Annotated in this window: 17 protein-coding genes and 1 pseudogene; 8 read left to right on the top strand and 10 right to left on the bottom strand. The window is 71.6% G+C overall.

Annotated elements, in window-relative coordinates; translation table 11 throughout:
• Positions 1-60: 60 nt before the first annotated feature.
• The 3 genes from ACFZDC_RS09015 to ACFZDC_RS09025 all read left to right on the top strand — a co-directional run bounded on the left by ACFZDC_RS09015 (position 61) and on the right by ACFZDC_RS09025 (position 3,710).
• Positions 61-1,383, top strand: coding sequence for an MFS transporter (locus tag ACFZDC_RS09015; RefSeq protein ID WP_391321691.1), 1,323 nt, complete (start codon positions 61-63; stop codon positions 1,381-1,383).
• Positions 1,374-2,525: an anhydro-N-acetylmuramic acid kinase gene (locus ACFZDC_RS09020; RefSeq protein WP_391321693.1), complete on the top strand. Its 1,152-nt coding sequence runs from the start codon at positions 1,374-1,376 to the stop codon at positions 2,523-2,525. The genes ACFZDC_RS09015 and ACFZDC_RS09020 overlap by 10 nt, the downstream gene beginning before the upstream one ends.
• Before the next feature lie 180 nt (positions 2,526-2,705).
• Positions 2,706-3,710, top strand: coding sequence for a DUF2510 domain-containing protein (locus ACFZDC_RS09025; RefSeq protein WP_391321695.1), 1,005 nt, complete (start codon positions 2,706-2,708; stop codon positions 3,708-3,710).
• A gap of 136 nt (positions 3,711-3,846) precedes the next feature.
• Here ACFZDC_RS09025 and ACFZDC_RS09030 read toward each other — a convergent pair whose 3' ends face one another.
• A complete protein-coding gene (locus ACFZDC_RS09030; protein WP_391321697.1) occupies positions 3,847-4,461 on the bottom strand; it encodes a TetR/AcrR family transcriptional regulator C-terminal ligand-binding domain-containing protein in 615 nt (204 codons plus the stop codon).
• A 225-nt stretch (positions 4,462-4,686) separates the two neighbouring features.
• On the opposite strand from ACFZDC_RS09030, the gene ACFZDC_RS09035 reads away from it, so the two are divergent.
• Both ACFZDC_RS09035 and ACFZDC_RS09040 read left to right on the top strand, forming a co-directional pair.
• The gene (locus ACFZDC_RS09035) at positions 4,687-5,487 is read left to right on the top strand and encodes a phosphatase PAP2 family protein (protein WP_391321699.1); all 801 of its coding nucleotides are present in this window, start codon (positions 4,687-4,689) and stop codon (positions 5,485-5,487) included.
• Positions 5,484-6,440 (top strand): hypothetical protein, encoded by a 957-nt coding sequence (locus ACFZDC_RS09040; RefSeq protein ID WP_391321701.1) that lies wholly within the window; start codon positions 5,484-5,486, stop codon positions 6,438-6,440. Before ACFZDC_RS09035 ends, ACFZDC_RS09040 begins: the two co-directional genes overlap by 4 nt.
• A gap of 90 nt (positions 6,441-6,530) precedes the next feature.
• Here ACFZDC_RS09040 and ACFZDC_RS09045 read toward each other — a convergent pair whose 3' ends face one another.
• Together ACFZDC_RS09045 and ACFZDC_RS09050 are read right to left on the bottom strand one after the other, a co-directional pair.
• Complete coding sequence (locus ACFZDC_RS09045; protein ID WP_391321703.1) at positions 6,531-7,394, bottom strand: phospholipid scramblase-related protein; 864 nt, start codon at positions 7,392-7,394, stop codon at positions 6,531-6,533.
• A 75-nt stretch (positions 7,395-7,469) separates the two neighbouring features.
• A complete protein-coding gene (locus ACFZDC_RS09050; protein WP_391321705.1) occupies positions 7,470-9,518 on the bottom strand; it encodes a phosphocholine-specific phospholipase C in 2,049 nt (682 codons plus the stop codon).
• 663 nt (positions 9,519-10,181) lie between these two features.
• On the opposite strand from ACFZDC_RS09050, the pseudogene ACFZDC_RS09055 reads away from it, so the two are divergent.
• Positions 10,182-10,532: pseudogene (locus ACFZDC_RS09055) on the top strand (flavin reductase family protein); the annotation flags it as partial.
• Between the two features lie 12 nt (positions 10,533-10,544).
• Here the strand turns inward: ACFZDC_RS09055 and ACFZDC_RS09060 are convergent.
• From ACFZDC_RS09060 to ACFZDC_RS09090, 7 genes are all read right to left on the bottom strand, one after another.
• Positions 10,545-12,722 carry a discoidin domain-containing protein gene (locus ACFZDC_RS09060; protein WP_391321707.1) on the bottom strand — a complete coding sequence of 726 codons (2,178 nt, stop codon included), beginning with the start codon at positions 12,720-12,722 and terminating at the stop codon, positions 10,545-10,547.
• Between the two features lie 55 nt (positions 12,723-12,777).
• Positions 12,778-14,385 carry an alpha-amylase family glycosyl hydrolase gene (locus ACFZDC_RS09065; RefSeq protein WP_391321709.1) on the bottom strand — a complete coding sequence of 536 codons (1,608 nt, stop codon included), beginning with the start codon at positions 14,383-14,385 and terminating at the stop codon, positions 12,778-12,780.
• Between the two features lie 33 nt (positions 14,386-14,418).
• The gene (locus ACFZDC_RS09070) at positions 14,419-15,294 is read right to left on the bottom strand and encodes an ABC transporter permease subunit (RefSeq protein WP_391321712.1); all 876 of its coding nucleotides are present in this window, start codon (positions 15,292-15,294) and stop codon (positions 14,419-14,421) included.
• Positions 15,291-16,244, bottom strand: coding sequence for an ABC transporter permease subunit (locus ACFZDC_RS09075; RefSeq protein WP_391321714.1), 954 nt, complete (start codon positions 16,242-16,244; stop codon positions 15,291-15,293). The genes ACFZDC_RS09070 and ACFZDC_RS09075 overlap by 4 nt, the downstream gene beginning before the upstream one ends.
• Positions 16,245-16,249: 5 nt before the next feature.
• Positions 16,250-17,602, bottom strand: a complete 1,353-nt coding sequence (locus ACFZDC_RS09080; RefSeq protein WP_391321716.1) for an extracellular solute-binding protein — start codon at positions 17,600-17,602, stop codon at positions 16,250-16,252.
• Positions 17,603-17,723: 121 nt separating this feature from the next.
• Positions 17,724-18,722: a substrate-binding domain-containing protein gene (locus ACFZDC_RS09085; RefSeq protein WP_391321718.1), complete on the bottom strand. Its 999-nt coding sequence runs from the start codon at positions 18,720-18,722 to the stop codon at positions 17,724-17,726.
• Between the two features lie 122 nt (positions 18,723-18,844).
• Positions 18,845-19,519: a hypothetical protein gene (locus ACFZDC_RS09090; RefSeq protein WP_391321720.1), complete on the bottom strand. Its 675-nt coding sequence runs from the start codon at positions 19,517-19,519 to the stop codon at positions 18,845-18,847.
• A 240-nt stretch (positions 19,520-19,759) separates the two neighbouring features.
• On the opposite strand from ACFZDC_RS09090, the gene ACFZDC_RS09095 reads away from it, so the two are divergent.
• Entirely contained in the window at positions 19,760-20,416 is a 657-nt protein-coding gene (locus tag ACFZDC_RS09095) for a helix-turn-helix domain-containing protein (protein WP_391321722.1), read from the top strand.
• 14 nt (positions 20,417-20,430) lie between these two features.
• Positions 20,431-20,994, top strand: a complete 564-nt coding sequence (locus tag ACFZDC_RS09100; RefSeq protein WP_391321724.1) for a toxin-antitoxin system, toxin component — start codon at positions 20,431-20,433, stop codon at positions 20,992-20,994.
• Positions 20,995-21,042 lie beyond the last annotated feature (48 nt).

Consider the following 21,042-nt stretch of genomic DNA (forward strand, 5'->3'; position numbering starts at 1 on the left):
CGACGCGCATCCTGCCCGACCAGCCGGCGGGCAGCCGACGGACCGTCAACAGGGCCTGAAATGAAGCTGATTTTCGAGAACGAGGAAGACCGCGGAGACGGGTGGTCCCGCGGGGGTACCGCGAGCCGCGCGCCGGCGGTGCGGGCGGTGGCGGCGGGGTCGGTGGGCAACCTGGTCGAGTGGTACGAGTTCGGCGTCTACGGTTATCTCGCCACTGTCCTGGCCGACCGCTTCTTCACCCCGGCGGGCGGGAGCGCGGCCGAGGGGCTGGTGCGGACGTACGCCTCCTTCGCGCTGGCGTTCTTCTTCCGGCCCGTCGGGGCTGCCGTGTTCGGCGCCCTGGGCGACCGGATCGGGCGCCGGCCGGTGCTGATCGGGGTGGTCGCGCTGATGACGGCCACGACGACACTGATCGGCGCGTTGCCCACCTATGCCACGGCGGGTGCCCTGGCGCCCTGGCTGCTCACTCTCCTGAGGGCGCTTCAGGGGCTGTCGGCGGGGGGCGAGTTCGGCGGTGCGGTGGCGCTGATGACGGAGTTCGCCCCACCGGGCCGGCGCGGACTGTACGGCGCGTGGCAGTCGTTCACGGTCGCGCTGGGCCTGCTGGGCGGGGCGGGGGTCGCGGCGGCGACGGCCACCGTGCTCACCGGGACGCAACTCGCCGACTGGGGATGGCGGTTGCCGTTCCTGCTGGCCCTGCCGCTGGGGCTGGTGGCGCTGTGGCTGCGGGCGGGGCTGGAGGAGACACCGGAGTTCCGGGAAGGGCGGGCCGTCCGACCGGGGGGTGCCGGGCCCGCCGCGACGGTGGTGCTGTCGGCCGCCGGGCGGGTGGTGGGGTGGGCGGCGGCCGGATACACGTTCCTGGTCGTCCTTCCCTCGTACCTGCAGACCACGCTGCACGCGGACGTCCGCCAGGCGCTGCTCGCCACCGTGCCGGCCAACGTCGGGTTCGCCGCCGCGATCCTCCCGGCGGGCCTGCTCAGCGACCGGGTCGGACGGCGGCCGGTGATGCTGACGGGGGCGCTGCTGGTGGCCGGGCTGGCGGTGCCGTTGTTCAACCTCCTCCAGGACGACGGGACGTCGGCCGTGACCAAGGGCGTGGTCACGGGTGCCGCGGGCGCGGTGGTGGGGCTGATGGCCGGGCCCGGGCCCGCGCTGCTCGCCGAGATGTTCCCGGCGCGGGTGCGCTGGACGGGGCTCGGGCTCGCCTACTCCCTGTCGAACGCGGTGTTCTCCGGATGTGCCGGGCTGATCATCACCGAGGCCGTGCGGCGGACCGGGAACGTGGACGTGCCCGCCTACTACGCGGCGGCGGCGTGCGCGGTCAGCGCGCTCGCCCTGGTGAGGACACCCTCACACAAGGTGGTGGATGCATGCGGGTGATCGGGCTGATGTCGGGGACGTCGTACGACGCGGTGGACGCGGCGGCCGGGGATCTGCGCCTGGACGGCGACACACTGGTGCTGAGGCCGCTGGGCATGGTGAGCTCACCGTACGACGCCGGGCTGCGCGAGGCGCTCGCGGCGGCGCTGCCACCGGCCGCCGTCCCGCTCGCGCAGGTGTGCCGGCTCGACACCCGGATCGGGCAGGCGTTCGCCGCCGCGGCGGTCCGCGCCGACCGCGAACTCTGCGCACGGCGCGGCGAGTTGGTGGCCTCGCACGGCCAGACGGTCTACCACTGGGCCGACGGCGGGCGGGTGCACGGCACGCTCCAGCTGGGACAGCCCGCGTGGATCGCCGAGGCGACCGGGCTGCCGGTGGTCGCCGACTTCCGCGCCCGGGACGTCGCCGCCGGCGGTCAGGGCGCACCCCTGGTCAGCCTGGTCGACCTGCTGTGGCTGCGGGGCCGGCCGGGCACGCCGGTCGCACTGAACATCGGCGGCATCGCCAACCTGACCGCGCCGGACGGTACCGCCTTCGACACCGGGCCGGGCTGCGCGCTGCTCGACGCGGCGGCACGGGAGTACAGCGGCGGGCGCCTGGCCTACGACACCGACGGGGCCCTGGCCGCGCGGGGCCGGCCGTACCCGCCGCTGCTGGACCGACTGCTCGCCGAGCCGTACTACGCGCTTCGGCCGCCCAAGACGACCGGCAAGGAGCTGTTCCACTCCGGGTACCTGCGGGCGGCCGGACCGGGCGGCCTGCCGGCCGAGGACGTGCTGGCGACGCTCACCCTGCTGACGGCCCGGACGGTCGCCGACGCGGTACGGTCCGTCGGCGCCACGGAAGTGATCGCCTCCGGCGGGGGCATCCGCAACCCGGTGCTCATGTCCCTGCTCCGGCGGCTGCTCCCGGAGACCGCCGTCCGCACCTCGGACGAGCTCGGCCTGCCCGCCGCCGCGAAGGAGGCGTACGCCTTCGCGGTCCTGGGCTTCCTCACCGCCCATGGCCTGCCCGGCACCGACCCCCGCAGCACGGGCGCCCACCACCCGAGCGTCCTCGGCTCGGTGACACCGGGGCGGGACGGCTTGCCCCTGTCGCGAAGGGCGCGGGGCGGGCCGGCGCGTTTGGTGGTGAGGGGGTGAGGGCTCGAGCGCCGCACGCGAACGGCCTCGCAGGCGCAGGCGGTCAGCTCGGAGGCGCAGGCGGTCAGGGGGAGGCCGCCGAGGTCCTCCCGGAGAATTCCTGGGAGAAATGTCCCGGTCCGCGCGATTGGCGGCGGATCTTCTCATCCCGCTTTCACCGATGCCTCATACGGTGGGGGCATGACGCAGGTGACTCCTCCCGGGTGGTACCCCGACCCCGGGCAGACGAATGACGGTCCGCCCACCGAGCGCTGGTGGGACGGCAAGGCCTGGACGGACCAGACCCGCCCCGCCGGGGCGGCCGCCGCGTGGGGTCCCGCGCCGGAGCCGCCGGCGTACGGAGCGCAACCAGCTCCCGCGCCGTACGCGGCGTACCCCGGTTATCCGGCGTATCCGGCCCAGCCGCCGGCCGCGCCCCGGCGCGGTCTGCGCACGGGCATAGCCGTCGCCGCGGCGGTCGCGGTGCTGACGTGCATCATGGTCGGCGTGTACGCCCTCGCCAAGGGGGACGGGGACAGGGGCGGCGGCCGCGCCGGTCCCCAGCAGACGCCCGGCGGGCAGGGCGGCGGGCAGGGCGGACCCGGCGGCGGCCCGGACGAGTCCGGCGGCCCGGGCGAGTCGCCGTCCCCGGGACAGTCCGCGGCGCCCAAGGTCAAGGGGGGCGGCACGGTGCCCGACCCGGTGAACGGGATCAGCCTGCCCGTACCGCACGGCTGGACCGGGCAGACGATCAGCGTCGGCGCGCAGGTGACGTCCGACGACTCCTACAAGTGCCCCGGCAACAGCGCCCAGACCTGCACCGCGGGCGGCGCCTACACCGCGCCCGCCCTCGCACTCGGCACGAAGGGCGACACGGCCGAGGCGGTCGCCAAGGCGGACATCGCGGCCAACGCCAAGGAGTCCTACGGCGGCACCACCTACGGCAGCATCACCTCGCACGAGGAACTGGCCTCCAAGACCGTGACGGTGGCCGGCCAGAAGGGCTACCTGGTGCGCTGGAAGGCGGTCACCAGCAAGGGCGCCGACGGCTATGTCGAGTCGGTCGCCTTCCCCTCGCCCAACGACGCCAAGCAGATCGTCGTGGTGCGCTTCGGCGTGGACGTCGGACAGAAGGTGTCCGTCGTCGACGAGATCCTCGAGGGCATCAAGGTCTCGTCGGGCGGCGGGAACGGCCAGAACGTCTGAGAGGGAAGTCGGCCGGGTGGGGCTCCCCTCCGCTCAAGAGGAGCCCCACCCGGCCGGGGGGTGCGCCGCCCCCGTCCCCACGGTGCGGCGCCGGCAGGTCACCGTTCAGTCATCCCGTGAACGGTGACCCGAGTCTTCAGGTCAGTCCGAGCGCGGGCAGCACGGTGGCCTCCACGAACCCGACGAGATAGTCGCCGTCGGCGTACTGGCCGCTGAGCACCGGCCGGACGCGCAGGACGCCGAACATCATGGCGGGGATGTACTCCAGCGCCGGGTGGCCGGCGGGCACCTCGCCACGTTCCACGCCCCGGGCCAGCATCTCCTGGAGCGCGGCGATCTCGGGCAGCACCAGCGCCTCGCGCAGCGCCTGGGCCAGTTCGTGATCGGCCGTGACCGCGGGCCCGAGCGCCTGGAGAAGCCTGGTGTCCTTGCCGGACCAGTCGCCCGCGGCCCGCGCGGCCTGCCGCAGGTCCTCGGCGAGCGAGCCGGTGTCGATGCCGGCGAAGCGCACCTTGCGGTTGGCGCGCAGCGCGGCCGCGACGAACTGCGGCTTGGTCTTCCACTGCCGGTAGAGCGTGGACTTGCTGCAACGGGTGCTGGCGGCGACGCCCTCCATGGTCACGGAGTCGTAGCCGCACTCGCGGATCTGCTCCAACACGGCGTCGAAGAACTCCCGCTCACGCTCGGGCGTGATCTTGGAGCGGCGCGAGGCGGCGACCGTCTCCGGTCCGTCCGCGGCCTGCGACGTCATGCGTTGCTTCTCCTCACTCGTGTACGGCCGTTACAGCTTCGCTCAAGGTCGGCTGCAGACCCTGTTCCCAGTGTGTCGCACATCAATCGATACGCCAGTGTACCGGTACTCGAGCGTATCGGTACACTGGCGTATCGGTACGGGGACGTGTCGATAGGTTTCCGGGCCTCGGCCCGGGCTCGCACGCACCACCACACGCACGATCGTCAGCGAAGGGGCCGGGGGATGAATGCCCGAATCGAGCCTGCAGAAGCGGAGCCGGACGCGATAGCCACAGCGCGGCCGCCGCTGCTGCGTGAGTTCCTGCTCGTCGCGGGGCTCTTCCTCGTCTACAAGCTCGGGCGGCAGCTGGCCGTCGGCCACACCGCGGAGGCCTTCCACAACGGCCGCCGCGTGTGGGACCTCGAACGGAGCGCGCACCTCCCCCACGAGACCGCCGTGCAGTCCGCACTGCTGCACGGCGACACCCTCGTCCACCTGGCGAACACCTACTACGCCACCCTCCACTTCCCGGCCACCCTGGCCTTCCTGGTCTGGCTGTACCTCAGGCGCCCCGCGTACTACGTCTGGGCGCGCCGGGTCCTGGCCGCGGTGACCACCGCCGCCCTGGTGCTGCCCTTCACGTTCCCGCTGGCCCCGCCGCGGATGCTGACCGGCACCGGCCTGGTCGACACCGCCCGGGTCTACGGCCCCTCCGTCTACGGCCCGCCCTCCAGCGACCACCTCTCCAACCAGTTCGCGGCGATGCCCTCGCTGCACTTCGGCTGGGCCCTGATGGTGGCGATCGGCCTGATCGCGGCCACCCGGTCCCACTGGCGCTGGCTGTGGCTGCTGCACCCGCTGATCACCCTGCTGGTGATCGTGGGCACGGCGAACCACTACTGGCTCGACGCGATCGTGGCGACCGCCATGCTCGGCGCCGCCCTCGCACTCGTCCATCCGCCGCGGCGGACGTCGAGCACGGCGGGACGCGGCGCCCGGCGGCTCGCCCCGAAGGAGACCGTCCTGGTGGGAGCGGCCCGATGAGCGCAGCCGCCCTGATCGCCGTCGGCCTGTCCCTGGTCTCGGCCGTGGCCTACGCCATGGCCGCCGTCGCCCAGGCACGCCTCGCCTCCCGCAGCTCCGGCGCGGGCCTCGTGCGGCTGCTCGGCACCAGCACCTGGTGGTCGGCGGTCGGCCTGAACGCGGCCGCCGCGCTGCTGCACGTCGTCGCCCTCAAGTACGGCCCGCTGACACTCGTACAGCCGCTGGGGGCGCTCACCCTGGTCGCGGCCGTGCCGCTCGGGGCGCGGGCGGCGGGCCGGCGGGTCGGCGCGCAGGAATGGCGCGGTACGGCACTCACCCTGCTGGGCCTCGCCGCGCTGCTGGTGACCGCCTCCGGCCCGGCGCCCGAGCGGGTGCTGACCCTGACCGAGGCACTGGCGGTCGCCGGTACGACCACCACCCTGATCGGCATGCTGTCCTGGCCCGGCGCCCGCCCGGGCCTGAGGCACGCGACCGCCTCCGGCTTCGCCTCGGGCGTCGCCTCCGCGCTCACCCAGACGGTGACGGTGGCGGCCACACACCGCAGGGGTCCGGCGCTGAGCGTCGAGGTGGTCGTGGTCGCCGTCCTGGTCGCCGGGTTCGCCGGCGGGGGGCTGCTGCTGTCGCAGACGGCCTACCGCGGTGGCCTCGGCGCCCCGCTGGCCGTGGTGACCCTGGCCAACCCGGTGGCCGCCGCGGTCATCGGGCTCACCCTGCTCGGGCAGGGCCTGCAGGGCGGCGTCGGCGGCGTGCTGCTGGCCCTGGCCGGGGCGGCCCTGGCCGCCTGGGGCGTGGTCCTGCTGACCCGGTTCGCTCCGCCTCCGGGTCACGACGCCGTCCCTGACGAGGCCCACCCCGTGGCCGCGGTACTGGCGCTGGAGCCGGGCACGGCCACGGCCGAGCCGGCGCTGGTGCCACGGCAGCCGAAGCAGCCCGGGCATCTCACCGCACTCTGACCGGACACACGGCGGCGGCCGGTGCGCGCGAAGTCCGCGTGCACCGGCCGCCGTTGCCGTACTCCCTGCCGTACTCCCCGTGCGGGCCCCTCAGTTCCAGCCCCGCGAGTCCTGCTTGAGCGCGGTGTCGACAGTCAGGGCCGTCGCCACCACGAGGCTCAGCAGCGGCTCGGGCAGCTGGTAGTGGATCTGCAGGACGTAGTTGTCCGCGGTCGTGAACAGCGTCTTGGCGAGGCCTTCCCAGGTCTTGGTGATCCGGGCGACCTCGTTGTCCGCGTGGTCGACGATCGCGAAGTTCCACGCCCGCCAGTTCTCCGCCTTGATCGCGCCGACCTGTCGGCCGTCCGCGTTCATCGCGAAGTTGATCTTCCCGATCATGTTCTGCTGGACGATCTCACCGACCGGCGAACCGTCCGGCCGGGTCACGATCACCCGCGACTTGAAGATCTTCGCGGGCCGGGTCAGCACCAGTTGCGGCTGGCCGTAGGCGTCGCGGATCTCCAGCCTGTGCGTCATGAACTGGTCGAGGCTGGAGACGAAGCGCAGGATCTTCTTCAGCGCGCTCTGCCCGACCTCGGTGACCGCGCCGATCTCGCGGCCGCTCTGGTCCATGACCTTGTACTCGTTGGTCAGCTCGATCAGCTTGGCCTTCTGGTTCACCACCAGGACCGGCTCGGTGAAGAGGGTGCCGCCACCGGGTCCGCCCGCCGAGACCCCCGCCTGCACCTGCACCTGGCGCTGCACCTTGGGGTCGGCGGCCTGCTGCTGCGGGATGTGGAGGCCGTGGCCTGCGGCCTGCTGGGGCGCGGCCTGCTGCTGCGGAACCTGCCCGGCGGCCTGCTGCGCCGGGTTGGTGTGCTCGGTCCACTGCGCGCCGTCCCAGTAGCGGAGCGTCTGGGCCGCCCCGTGCGGATCGGGGTACCAGCCTGCAGGCGTATTCGATTGCGTGGTCACCGGGGCACACTACCGTGATGTGACCGGTACCTGACCAGTCCGCACGGAGCGGTGCTCATCACCCGTTCACCCCCTTCATCCCGTGATGATGGCCGGGTCGCTGACCCCGGGGCGACCGTTCTCGACGTGGCCGGCGACACCGCGCAGGAAGGCCGGGTCGCCGTCCCAGGTGACCGTGAGGTCGTACCACCGCCTGCTCGCCGCGAGGCCGACCCGCTGCCGCACGGTGGCCCCGGGCCGCACCGTCACGGTGACGGGGCTGCCGCCGTAGGCGTTCACGACCTTCAGCTTCACCGTTCCGGACTTCTTGTTGGTGAAGGTGAGTTCGACGTCGTCCCCGACGTGCCGGGCGGTGACCTCGGGTCCGGCCACCTTGTTCCGGCCCTTGAAGAGGCGCAGGAAGCCGTTCGGGCCGTGCACGGCGAGGTCGTAGGAGCCGCCCGAGTAGGCCGAGTTCCAGGTGTCGCAGAGGGCCTTGCCGGCCTCGGTGGTGTACGTCCAGGGGCCGTCGGTCCGGTTGTTCGAGGTGACCAGGAACGCGGCGCCCGCGTGGGCGCCGGAGGCGAAGGTGAGCGTGAACTTCCCGGTCACGGTGTCCGCCGAACCGTCGACCGCCGGAACGTACTTGAGGGGACGGGTGGGCCGGCTGCCGCGCTCCTGCCTGGGCAGGGCGGGGTTGGCGGGCGGGGTGGGCACGTAGTCGGGGTGCCGGTCGTGGTCCGGCGGCCGGTAGCCGGCCGTGGACGGCAGCACGACCGGTGCGGTGTCCTTGCGGGAGAAGTCGAAGGCGGCGGTCAGGTCGCCGCAGACGGCCCGCCGCCACGGGGAGATGTTCGGCTCCTCGACGCCGAAGCGGCGTTCGATGAACCGGATGATCGAGGTGTGGTCGAGGGTCTCGGAGCAGACGTAACCTCCCTTGCTCCACGGTGAGACGACCAGCATCGGCACCCGCTGGCCGAGCCCGTAGGGGCCCGCGGTGTGGCCGGCGTCGCCCTTGAACAGGTCGAGCGCGGGGTCCACGGTGGACCTGCCCTGGGCGGCGGAGGCCGGCGGAAAGGGCGGGATCACGTGGTCGAAGAAGCCGTCGTTCTCGTCGTAGGTGAGGAACAGCGCCGTCCTGCCCCACACCTCCGGGTCGGAGGTGAGCGCGTCCAGGACCTGCGCCACGTACCAGGCACCGTAGTTCGCCGGCCAGTTGGGGTGCTCGGTGAAGGCCTCGGGGGCGACGATCCAGGAGACCTGGGGCAGCCTGCCCGCAGTCACGTCCGCCTTCAGCTGGTCGAAGAAGCCTTCGCCCTGGCGCGCGTCGGTGCCGGTGCGGGCCTTGTCGTACAGCGGGTCGCCGGGCTTGGCGTTGCGGTACCGGTCGAAGTAGAGCAGCGAGTTGTCGCCGTAGTTGCCGCGGTAGGCGTCGTTGATCCAGCCCCAGGAGCCGTTCGCGTCGAGGCCGTCACCGACGTCCTGGTAGATCTTCCAGGAGACCCCGGCCTGCTCCAGGCGCTCCGGGTACGTCGTCCAGCCGTACCCCGACTCGTCGTTGCCGAGGACCGGGCCGCCGCCCTTGCCGTCGTTGCCGGTGTGGCCCGTCCACATGTAGTAGCGGTTCGGGTCGGTGGAGCCGATGAGGGAGCAGTGGTAGGCGTCGCAGATGGTGAAGGCGTCGGCGAGCGCGTAGTGGAACGGGATGTCGTCGCGCGTCAGGTACGCCATCGTCGTCGAGGACTTGGCGGGCACCCACTTGTCGTACTTACCGCCGTTGAACGCGGCGTGCCCGTCGTTCCAGCCGTGCGGGAGGTCCTGGATGAAGGCCAGGCCCAGGTCGTCGGCGTCCGGATGGAAGGGGAGGATGTCCTTCGTGCCGTCCGACTGCTTCCAGACGGACTTGCCGTTCTGCGTCACCGGCCGCGGGTCGCCGAAGCCCCGCACGCCCCGGAGCGAGCCGAAGTAGTGGTCGAACGAACGGTTCTCCTGCATCAGGACGACGATGTGCTCGACGTCCTCGACCGAACCCGTGCGGTGGTGGGCGGGCAGTGCGGCCGCGCGCTGGATGCTGTCGGACAGCGCGGTGAACGCCGTGGTGGCCCCCGCGAGTTGGAGGAAGCGCCGCCGGTTGACTTCGGGCATGAGTGAGGGTCCTCTCATCCTGACGTACACGATGCCGCCCGATGACGGAATCTGCGCGCAGCGAGTGTTCCAAGAGCAGCAAACGTCAGGGAAGGGTCCGGTGGCGCCCATGTGAAAGTCGTGGGTACGGCCGGCGGCGGGGACGGATGCGGCCTCTGTCCCCGGTCCTCACCGCCACGGATTCCGCAGTCGGTTGTCATACGAGAGCCTCCGATGTCCCGTCTCCGGTAAGGACGGTACGGCCCGCGCCCGCGAGATCCGCCAACCGCCGGAGGAAGGGGAAGCCACGGGCCGCGCTCCCGCCACCGGAGACGGGGCTGATTCCGTTCCGGACGCCGGGCGTCGAGGAGGGTCCCGGCCGCCCGAGCGGAGGGGCCGGATCCGGACAGGACGACCCGGCCTTCGGCATGCCCGGACGGGGTTCACGGATATCGTTGTCACCATCCGCGAGGGGGCGGACGGTGCGGCGATCGGGGTGCCATCCATGCTCGAGGTACGGCTGCTCGGGCCGCTGGAGGTGTGGGAGGGCGGCCGGCGGGCCCCGCCCGGCGGTTCCCGGCCCCTCGCCGTGCTCGGCGCCCTGGTCGTGCACCTCGGCGAAGTGGTGTCCACCGAGCGGCTCGCGGACTTCGTCTGGGACCAGCGGGCCCCGGCGACGGCGGGTTGTGCGGCGGCAGCACCCGCGCCTCCATGGCCTTCGGGGAGGAGCTGGCGCGCCACGGCGAGCGGGTCACCCTGGCCCCGCAGGACGAGACCGGACTCCTCGACCTGGACCCGGTGCTGGACGGGTCACCGACGGCACCCTGGTCTACTGCTGCGGCGGTGCGCGCCGCCGGGGCCGAGGTGCTGTACTCCTGCGCCGAGGGCACCTGTGGTACCTGCGAGACGGACGTCCTGGAAGGCGCCCCGGATCACCGGGACTCGGTCCTCGCTCAGGAGGAGCGGGCAGCGGGCGACACGATGATGATCTGCGTGTCCCGGTGCCGGGGCGCCCGTCTGGTGCCGGATCCGTGAGGCGTGACCGGCTCAGGAGGTGAGGTACGCCTCCACCTCGCTGAACTGCCCGGCGGGCCACCCCGTGTTGGCGCTGACGCTCAGGCGCAGGTAGCGCAGGTTGGTACCGCCGGGCAGGGAGACGGTGGCCGTGTTGCCGGTGGCCGGATCGAAGCGGTAGCCCTGGGAGCCGACGACCGTGGAGTAGGCCGAGCCGTCGGTGCTGCCGAGCACCGTGATGGTCTGGGTGCGGGCGCCCCAGGCCGTGGCGGGGGGCAGCTTCAGCACCAGGCGGCGGACCGCGTAGGAGGAGCCGAGGTCGACCGTCCAGGACTGCGGGAAGGCGTTGTTGGTCGACTCCCAGTACGTGTTCGCGTCGCCGTCGACCGCCTTGCCGGGCGTGTAGACGTCCTGCGAGCCGGTCGCGGTGGCCGGGCGGCCCTTGGCGAGGTTGCGGTTCGGGTCGGGATCGGGGTTGCCCGGGCCCGGCTGGGGCCAGGTGGAGCAGTCCGACCAGGTGCTGGACCAGCCGGAGTTGCCCTCGCCGTCGGTGAGCGTGAAGGAGCCGGAGTTCGCCGGGTAGGGACAGTTGTAGATGCCGGCGGCGCCGACGGAGGTGGCGGTGACATTGCGGAAGGTGGCGGCGCCCTGGGCCTCCGCCTGGACCACGACCGTCCCAGTGTTGCGCACGGTCGCGCCGTCCACGGTGACGTTGCGGACGGGGTAGCCCTGCCCGCCGCCGGAGACGAACTCGAAGGCGCTGTAGGGGCTGTCGCTGATCGTGGTGTTGGTGATGTTGACGATGGCGTTGATGGCGCTGTCGTACGAGTCGACGCGCAGCGCGCCCATCGGATGGTTCCAGTTGGGGTTCATCGCGCCGGTGCGGACGAGGGTGTTGCCGTCGACCGTGATCGTGCCGGACAGCGGGTGGAACGGGTCGAGGAACTTCTGGTTCGAGATCGCGATGCCGCTGCCGAGGGCGTTGGTGTCGGAGACCAGGTTGTTCTTCACCGCGATGTCGGTGCCGCCGTAGACGGCGATGCCGTTGGCGAGGTTGGGCTGCGAGATCGTGTTGTTCTCGAAACTGGAGTCGGTGTCCGGGGAGTACAGCGACCACATGGCGAGGGAGTCGTCGCCCTGGTTGCGCAGGAAGTTGTTCCGGACCCTGACGCCCTTGGCGGTGCCGTTGAGGTTCAGGCCGTCGGCGGTGGTGTCGAGGATGCGGTTGTTCTCGACCACCAGGTTGTCGTTGTCGCCGGTCAGCCAGAGCCCCACCTTGAGGTGCTGGATCCACATCCCGGAGACCGAACTCCCAGGACCCAGAGAACCGTTGACGAAGTTGTCCGGGTTCGAGTCGACGCGCTCGGTGACCTCGCCGAGCACCGCGAAGTCCTTGATGTGGACGCCTCCGGAGGAGCCGGCCTGGTCGATGAAGCGGGAGGTGTGCACGACCGAGTGCCAGTTGCCCGCGCCCTGCAGGGTCACGTTCTGGACGTTGCCGAGCGAGGAGGTGAGCCGGTAGTCGCCCGGCGGGATCCACACCACTGCGCCCTGGGCCGCCGCGATGGCGTCCCGGAAGGCCTGGGTGGAGTCGCCGTTGCCGCTGGGGTCGGCGCCCTTGGAGACGACGGACACCGAACCGGCGGGCTGGGATGCGGCCGCCGCGACCTGCTCGAAGTCGGCTACGTCCACGGTGACCTGGGTTCCGGTCGACTCGAAGGCGACTTTGTCGCCGGCCTGGACGTTCTGCCCCAGCAGGAGGCGGGTGTTGTCGAAGAAGTGGTGGGTCTTCGCTCCCGGGATCCAGCCGGTGTCGATGTAGGAGTACGTGGAGGTCACCGGGAGCGGCTTGGCGAGCTTGACGCCGTTGACGTACACGTTGAGCGATCCGGACTGGCCGTCCGGGACGCTGTAGGCGACGTTCACGGCGTTGGACGCACGCGGGACGGTGAACTCCACCCGCTGACCGGAGGTGAGCCGTACGGCCTGCCGGCCGGAGGCCTCCGAGGCGAGCGTGCCCTGTGTGTAGTCGGGGCCGATCTTCGTGCCGGTGGTGCTCGCGGACTCGGCCTCGACGGAGGTGAAGGGCAGTGTGGCGCCCGCGGCCGCGTGGGCGGCCGGGGCCACGGCGACGAGCATGCCGGCCGCGAGGGCGACGACCGCCCCGATCGCCGGCATGCGCCTGACATGGCTGACGGTGCTGGTGTGCATGTGCTGATCCCTTCGTGGTGGGGGTGCGTGGGATAGCAGGCGGTGCGGGTGCGGCTCAGGCGTGCAGCCAGGCCGCCGTGTCCCGCGGCAGTCGGCCGTCGTCGTCCAGCGGGCCGCTGCTGAGCAGGAGTCGGGAGTGCGCGGGCAGTTCGGCGGGTGTCGCGGCGAGGTTCACCACGCACAGCGCGCCCTCCGCGCGGGAGAAGGCCAGCACACCGTCCGGGGCGGGCAGCCAGGTCAGCGGGCCGTCGCCGAAGACCGGGCGGATGGCGATGGCCTTGCGGTAGAGGGTGAGCATGGAGTGCGGATCCCGCTGCTGACGGTCGACCGCGTACGCCGTCCAGTCGTCCGGCTGCCACAGCCACGGCTCCTCGCGCGACCCGAATCCCGCGTACGGTGCGTCGGCCGCCCAGGGCAGCGGCACCCGGCAGCCGTCGCGGCCCGGGTCGACACCGTGCGAGCGGAAGTACATCGGGTCCTGTATGCGCTCGACCGGGATCTCGGCCTCCGGCAGCCCCAGTTCCTCCCCCTGGTAGACGTACACGGCTCCGGGCAGCGCCAGCGACAGCAGGGCCGCCGCCCGGGCCCGGCGGGTGCCCAGCGCCAGGTCCGTCGGGGTGCCGAAGGCCTTGACGGCGAAGTCGAAGCCGGTGTCCTCGCGGCCGTAGCGGGTGACGGTGCGGGTCACGTCGTGGTTGCACAGCACCCAGGTGGCCGGGGCGCCGACGGGGGCGTGCTCGGCGAGGGTGGTGTCGATGGAGGCGCGCAGCCGCTCGGCGTCCCAGGGGCAGGACAGGAAGGAGAAGTTGAAGGCGGTGTGGAGTTCGTCGGGGCGCAGGTAGCGGGCGAAGCGCCCGGGGTCGGGGAGCCAGACCTCGCCGACGAAGACTCCGTCGTAGGCGTCGGCGACGGACCGCCAGGAGCGGTAGATGTCGTGGAGTTCGTCGCGGTCGACGAACGGGTGCGGCTCCGGGTGCGCGGCGAGGTCGGGCAGGTCGGGGTCCTTGGCGAGCAGGGCCGCGGAGTCGATGCGGACACCGGCGACACCGCGCTCGAACCAGAAGCGCAGGATCTCCTCGTGCTCCTGGCGTACGGCAGGGTGGGCCCAGTTGAGGTCGGGCTGTTCGGGGGTGAACAGGTGCAGGTACCAGTCGCCGTCGGTCAGGCGCGTCCACACCGGTTCGCTGGAGCCGGCGAACTGCGACGGCCAGTCGTTGGGCGGGAGTTCGCCGTGCGCGCCGCGTCCGGGCCGGAAGTGGAACAGTTCGCGCTCGAGGCTGCCGGGCCCTGCCGCGAGGGCCGCCCGGAACCAGGGGTGCTGGTCGGAGACGTGGTTGGGCACGATGTCGACGATCGTGCGCATGCCCAGCTCGCGTGCCTCGGCGATGAGTTTCTCGGCCTCGGCGAGGGTGCCGAAGGCCGGATCGACGGCACGGTAGTCGGCGACGTCGTATCCGCCGTCCTTCATGGGTGACAGGTACCAGGGGTTGAACCACAGCGCGTCCACGCCGAGTTCGGCCAGGTAGGGCAGTCTCGCGCGGACCCCGGCGAGGTCCCCGGTGCCGTCGCCGTCGCCGTCGGCGAAGCTGCGGACGTACACCTGGTAGATGACGGCCGAGCGCCACCAGTCATGGTCCTTCGGGGCATGGGTGGGCTGTCCCACTGAGCTTGCCTTTCTGTAGACGGGGCGCCGGCGTCAGCCCTTGGTACTGCCCGCGCTGATCCCGGCGATGATGTGCCGCTGGAAGACGAGGAACAGCGCCACCATCGGGATGCTGGCGATCACCATCGCGGCGATGAGGACGGTGAGCTGGATGTTCTGCGACAGCTGGACCAGGGCGACGCTGATCGGCTGTTTGCCGGTGTCGGAGAAGACCATCAGCGGCCACAGGAAGTCCTGCCACACCGCGACCAGCGCGAAGATCGACACCACGCCGAGCACCGGCCGGGACATGGGGAGCACGACCGACCACAGGATGCGCAGCTGGCCGGCGCCGTCGATCTCGGCGGCCTCCAGGACGTCGCGCGGCAGCTGGTCGAAGAACCGCTTCAGCAGATACAGGTTGAAGGCGTTGGCGACGGCCGGGAGCCAGATGGCGAGGGGGTCGTCGAGCAGGCTGGTGTGGATCAGCGGGAGGTCAGCGACGGTCAGGTACTTGGGGACGACCATCGCCTGGGCCGGGACCATCAGGGTGGCGAGGATGCCGCCGAGGACCACCTTGCCGAAGGCGGGCCTCAGCCTGGACAGGGCGTACGCGGCGGCCGTGCCGAACACCAGCTGGCACGCCCAGGCACCGGCCGCCTGTACGACCGTGTTCCACAGGTGCTGCGGCAGTTGCATCAGGTCCCAGGCGCCGGTGTAGCCGCCGAGGTGCCAGTGCTCGGGTACGAGCGTGGGTGGGGTCCGGGCCACCTCGTCGGGGGACTTCATCGCGCCGGCCACCATCCAGTAGACCGGGAAGAGGAAGGCGAGCGCGAAGAGCAGGACGACGGCCGTGAACACGGTCCAGTAGACGGCTTTGCCGCGCGGGCGGGCGAGCGTGGCCGGGGAGATCAGGGTCCGGGTGCTCATGCGTCCCCCTCGGAGCGGGTGAGCCGCAGATAGACGGCGGAGAAGGCGCCGAGCAGGACGAGGAGCATCACGCTGAGCGCGCAGGCGCCGCCGAAGTCGTTGTAGAGGAAGGCGTACTTGTAGATGAGGTAGAGCACGGTGACCGTGGCGTTCTCGGGGCCGCCGCCGGTGATGACGAAAGGCTCGGTGAACACCTGCATGGTGGCAATGATCTGAAGGAGCATCAGCATCAGGATCACGAACCGGGTCTGCGGGATCGTCACGTGCCGGATGCGCTGGAGCAGGTGGGCGCCGTCGAGTTCGGCGGCCTCGTACAGCTCGCCGGGGATGGACTGCAGGGCGGCGAGGTAGATGAGGACGGTGCCCCCCAGGTTGGCCCAGGTGGCCACGATCACCAGGGAGACGAGCGCGGTGTCGGTGCCGTTGGACCAGTTCGAGGTGGGCAGGTGTGCGAAGCGCAGCGCCTCGTTGGCGAGGCCGGCTCCGGGGTCGTAGAACCACTTCCACAGCAGGGCGCTGACCACCGGAGGGATCATCACCGGCAGGTAGACCACGACCCGGAAGAAGGCCCTCGCGTGCCGCAGCTCGTTGAGGACGAGGGCGAGCACGAAGGGGACGGCGAAGCCGATCAGCAGGGCGAGCAGGGTGAAGGTGAGGGTGTTGCGCCAGGCGGCCATGAACTCGGGGTCGTGCAGGACGCGGGTGAAGTTGGCGGTGCCGACCCACTCGGGCGAGGAGCCGGGCGTGTACTTCTGGAAGGCGATGACGACCGCGCGGATCGCCGGGTACCAGGAGAACAGCGCGAAGCAGAGCAGGCCGCCGAGGAGGAAGGCGTAGGCACGGGCCTGGTCGAGGAGGCGGCGCCGCCCCCGGCCCCCTGCCGGGAGCGGCGCCGGGACCGGGTGGACGGCGGGCTCCTCGGCGGACCGCCGCTCGGCCGTCTTCGTCATGGCGGTCAGCTCCGGGCCAGGATGCTGTCGATCTTGCCGGACGCCTCCTTGAGGAGGTGGTCGATGTCCGCGTCCTCCTTGGTGAGGACGGCGGAGACGACGCCGTCGAGGACGGAGTAGATCTGCTGGGCGTCCGGCGGCTCGATCTTCATCCGCAGCCGCTGGTTGCCGTCGAGGAAGGCCTGGTAGTTCTCCACCGGGACGTTGGCGTTGGCCTTCTTGACCTGCTGGTCCTTGGCATCGGCGGCGCCGGTGAACAGGCGCGGCTCGGGCAGGCCCACGGGCGCGTCGTTCTTCTTGGCGCGCGCGTAGTCGCCGAGGAAGCCCTCACCCGGGGTGAGGAACATGTGGTCGAGCCACTTCAGGCCGGCGCGGATCTGGGCGGGGGTGTCCTTCTTGTTGAACATGTAGCCGTCGCCGCCGATGAGGGTGCCCTTGCCGCCGGGCATGGGGGCGAGGGCGAGGTCCTCGTAGTTGCCGCCCTTCTCCTTGACCAGGATCGGGATGTTGTCGGGGGCGGAGAGGTACATCCCGAGCCTGCCCGAACCCATGAGCTGCTGGACGTCGTTGATGATGAGGAGCTGCTTGCTGCCCATCGAGTCGTCGGTCCACCGCATGTCGTGCAGGTTCCGCAGGACGGCGTGGCCCTCGGGGGTGTCGACGGTCGCCTTCCTGCCGTCGGCGCTGACGACGTCTCCGCCCTGCGAGTACAACTCGGCCGTGAAGTGCCAGCCGCCCTGGTTCTGCGCGCTGTAGTCGGCGTATCCGACGGTGCCGTCGCCGAGCGCGGCGATCCTCTTGGCGTCGGCGCGGACCTCGTCCCAGGTCGCCGGGGGCCGGTCGGGGTCGAGTCCGGCCTTCTGGAAGAGCTTGCGGTTGTAGATCAACCCCATGGAGTAACCGGTGCGCGGTATGCCGTAGACCTTCCCGTCCGCGGTGTAGATGTCCCGCAGCTGCTTCTGGATGGTGTCGTAGCTCTTCAGTTCCTTGAGGTACGGCGTGAGGTCGGCCGCCTGGTTGATGTCGACGACGTGCCGGGCGTCGGTGAAGTACGTGTAGAAGACGTCCTCCATCTGCCCGCCGGCGAGCTTGGCGTCGAAGGTCTTCGGGTCCTGGCAGGGGAAGGCGTCGTGCGCGACGACGTCGATGTCCGGGTTCTGCTTCTCGAACGAGGCGATGTCCTCCTCGAAGAACCTCCGGTCGACCTCGGCGCTCTTGGGCGGCTCGCAGTTGACCGTGATGCGTGTCTTGCCACTCGCCGTGCCGTCGTCGCCCGACCCGCAGGCGGACGCGGCGAGGGCGAAGGAGGAACAGACGCCGATCGTGGCGACGGTACGGCGGAACCCGGTGCTTCTCATCGGTGGACCCCTCAAGGCAGGAGAGCGGTGGGCGCCGCACACTCAAGCACCGCCGACATCCTGCCGCAAGATGTCGCGCGCAATATGAAATTATTTGGCAAAAGCTCGGCTCTTCCGGATGTCAGCCGCGCGGGGCTTGCGCGGTCGAGCCGCGCACCACCAGTTCGGGCTCGAACAGCAGCTCTTCGGCGGGAACGGCGCTGCCCCCGATCCGGGCGTTCAGCAGCTCGACCGCCGCGCGGCCCATGGCCTCGATGGGCTGGCGGACGGTGGTGAGCGGCGGTTCGGTGCAGTTCATGAACGCCGAGTCGTCGTAGCCCACGACGGAGATCCGCCCGGGGACGTCGAGCCCCTTGCGACGAGCCGCGCGGACGGCGCCCAGGGCGAGCGGGTCGCTGGCACAGATGAGCCCGGTGACGCCCCGGTCGATCAGCCGGGAGGCGGCCGCGTGGCCGCCCTCGATGGAGAAGATGGCCCGGGCGACGAACTCGTCCGGCAGCCCACCGGCGATGGCGTGTGCAGCGGCCAGTTTGCGCGCCGAGGGCACGTGGTCACCGGGTCCGAGGACCAGGCCGATGCGCTCGTGGCCCAGGGAGGCCAGGTGCCGCCAGGCCTGCTCGACGGCGACGGCGTCGTCGCAGGACACACCCGGGAAGCCGAGGTCCTCGATGGCCGCGTTGACCAGTACGACCGGGATGTTGCGGTCGGCGAGCAGCCGGTAGTGGTCGTGCGGCGCGTCGGCCTGCGCGTACAGGCCGCCGGCGAAGACGACGCCGGAGACCTGCTGGTGCAGCAGCAGCTCCACGTAGTCCGCCTCCGACACCCCGCCCTTGGTCTGCGTGCACAGCACCGGGGTGAGCCCCAGCTGGGCGAGTGCGCCCCCGATGACCTCCGCGAACGCCGGGAAGATGGGGTTCTGCAGCTCCGGCAGGACCAGGCCGACGAGCCGGGCGCGTTCGCCGCGCAGCTGGGTGGGGCGCTCGTAGCCGAGGACGTCGAGGGCGGTCAGCACCGCCTGCCGGGTGCCTTCGGAGACTCCGGGCTTGCCGTTGAGCACCCGACTGACCGTGGCCTCGCTGACCCCGACCTTCTTCGCCACTTCCGCAAGTCGTCGCGTCATACGCGCAAGCCTAACGCAAGTTACGCAAGCTGCTTGCGTGAACCCGGCGTGGGGTGCCCGGCCGGAAAGAGGGGTCTGTCCGGCCCGACCCCGTCGACGACCTGAACGGCGACGGAGCCGGGTCAGTCCTCGGTGGGCGCCGGGACGACCGTCAGATGCGCACCCGTACCGCGCGGCCGGCGCGGGCGGCGCGAGACGGCGGCCGGGCGCCGGGAGTCGCGCAGGACCATCGTCAGCCGGGTGAAGCCGATCTCCCGGAGGGTCGGGGACGTCTCGTCGACGATGCGGCACTCGGTGGGCCCCCGGCGCGGGTCGGGGTGGAGCAGGAGGCGTACGGCGCCGTCGAGCTGCGCCCCGGCCTCGCCGACGGCGCGGATCCAGTGCGGCAGGCCCTGACGGTAGGCGGCCTCCATGATCGGGTCCTGGGCGATGTCCCGGCGGACGGCCTGCAGTTCGTGGTCGTGGCCGTAGCGCTCGACCGCGGTCTTGAGGTGGGCCAGCATCGGCAGGCACCACCCCGGCTCGTGCTCCCCGAGGATCTCGCCGGCATCGGGGTGGAACAGGACGAAGCGCAGGAAGTTGTCCCCGGGCATGGCCGTCGGGTGGGCGCGCACACCGCGGAAGAGCGTCTCGAACGCGCCGTTGGCCATCACCACGTTCCAGCGGTGGTCGACGACCAGGGACGGGAAGGGGACGGCCTCGAGAAGCGTGGCGCAGTCCTGGAGGTATGCCTGGGCCTCGCAGCCCTGGGGGACGGCCCGCGGCGCCGGCCACTGCCCTCCTGCCTGATGTGCCATCGGGAGGTCACCCCTCTTGCCTCTGCGGCCTTCACGCGGCGAAGCGATCCTGGTGCCCCGACGAGAGCCATGTCAACTATCGTGGCATTTCATGCCGGTTGACGGCTGAAATTCGCCACAGTTGTGGCGAGACCTGGATGTGAGTTCGAAGCACCCGCTACTCTCCGGGAAGTTCACGACAACCGCTTGTGAGAAGCACGGACGCCCCTGAAGCCCTCGAGAGACGTAGGAGTTCTGTCGGTGACGGATGGCTACGAGGATCCGGGCGCCACGGGGACCGCTCAGCTACCGGCCGTCGTCGCCCGCGTCACCGCGCTCGCCGACCGGCTCGGCGTGCCGCACACCGAGGTCTTCGACGTCGGGCGGCTCTCCGTCGCCTGCGGTGTCCCGGAGCCGGTGGTCAAGGCCCTGCTCAGCGGCCGCCCGGCGGGCGAACCGGACGTCCAGGCCCGCTTTCTGCAGCGCCTGGACCTGCTGCGCCGCACCCGTCTGAAGCCGGGCGGCCGCAAGTACACCCAGCAGGAGATCGCCGACGGCGCCGGCATGTCCCGGCAGCAGGCCGGCGCGCTCATCAACGGCGACCGCCGGCCCACCATGGAGCACTGCGACGCGTTGCAGCGGTTCTTCCGGGTGCACGCCGGTTTCCTCACCGCGGAGGACCCCGAGGCGCTGGCGGGCGCGCTGCAGCGCACCGAGCAGGAGCTGCTGCAGAAACTCGCCGACCGGGAGCGGGCAGCGGCCGAGGCGGTGGTGGATCCGCTGGAGCGGTTGCTGCAGGACCACGGGGTGCGCGGAATCGCCTGGCGGGCCGCGCAACTGCCCACCGATCAGCACCGGGACAAGGTCGCGGAGTGGCTCGACATGCTCCTGGAGAGTGTCAAGCGGCCCGAGTCGTGAGCCGGGGGAGGACTGTGGGCATCGGCAGGGACATGCGCCGACTGTGCGCCGAGCTGGTCGGGGGGCTCACGCTGCCCGCACCGGCCCCGCCGCACGAGCTGTACCGCGCGCTGTGCGAGGCGATGAGCCGCCGCCGCGGCCGGCCCGTGCACTTCCGTACGGCCGCCTTTCCGCCCGGTACGGCCAGCGGACTCTGGCTGGACATGGCCGACCGCGACCTGGTCGTCGTGGAGGAACGCACCGCGCCGGACCACCAGTTGGTGATCCTCGGCCACGAGCTGTGGCACATGCAGGCCGACCACTGCGGCCACCACGTCGACGGTGCCGGTGTGGGTGTGGCCACACGGCTGCTGAGCGACGACACCGACCAGGCCGCGCTCGAGGCCACGGTCCACCGCGTCGCCGCCCGCACCCGCTTCGACCAGGCCGAGGAGCGCGACGCCGAGGCCTTCGGCCTGCTCCTCGCCAGCAAGTGCCGCACCCGGCTGACCGGCTCGGCCCTGCGCGGCCCGGTGCAACGGGACGACGTGGCGGGCCGCATCGAGGCGTCACTGGGGTATCCGGGGCCGCAGGGCTGAGCGGACGGACGGGGCGTCGCTGAGGCATCTGGGCCGCAGGGCTTGGCC

It is taken from the genome of Streptomyces sp. NPDC007905 (genome assembly GCF_042959345.1).
In the GTDB taxonomy this organism is placed as follows: domain Bacteria; phylum Actinomycetota; class Actinomycetes; order Streptomycetales; family Streptomycetaceae; genus Streptomyces.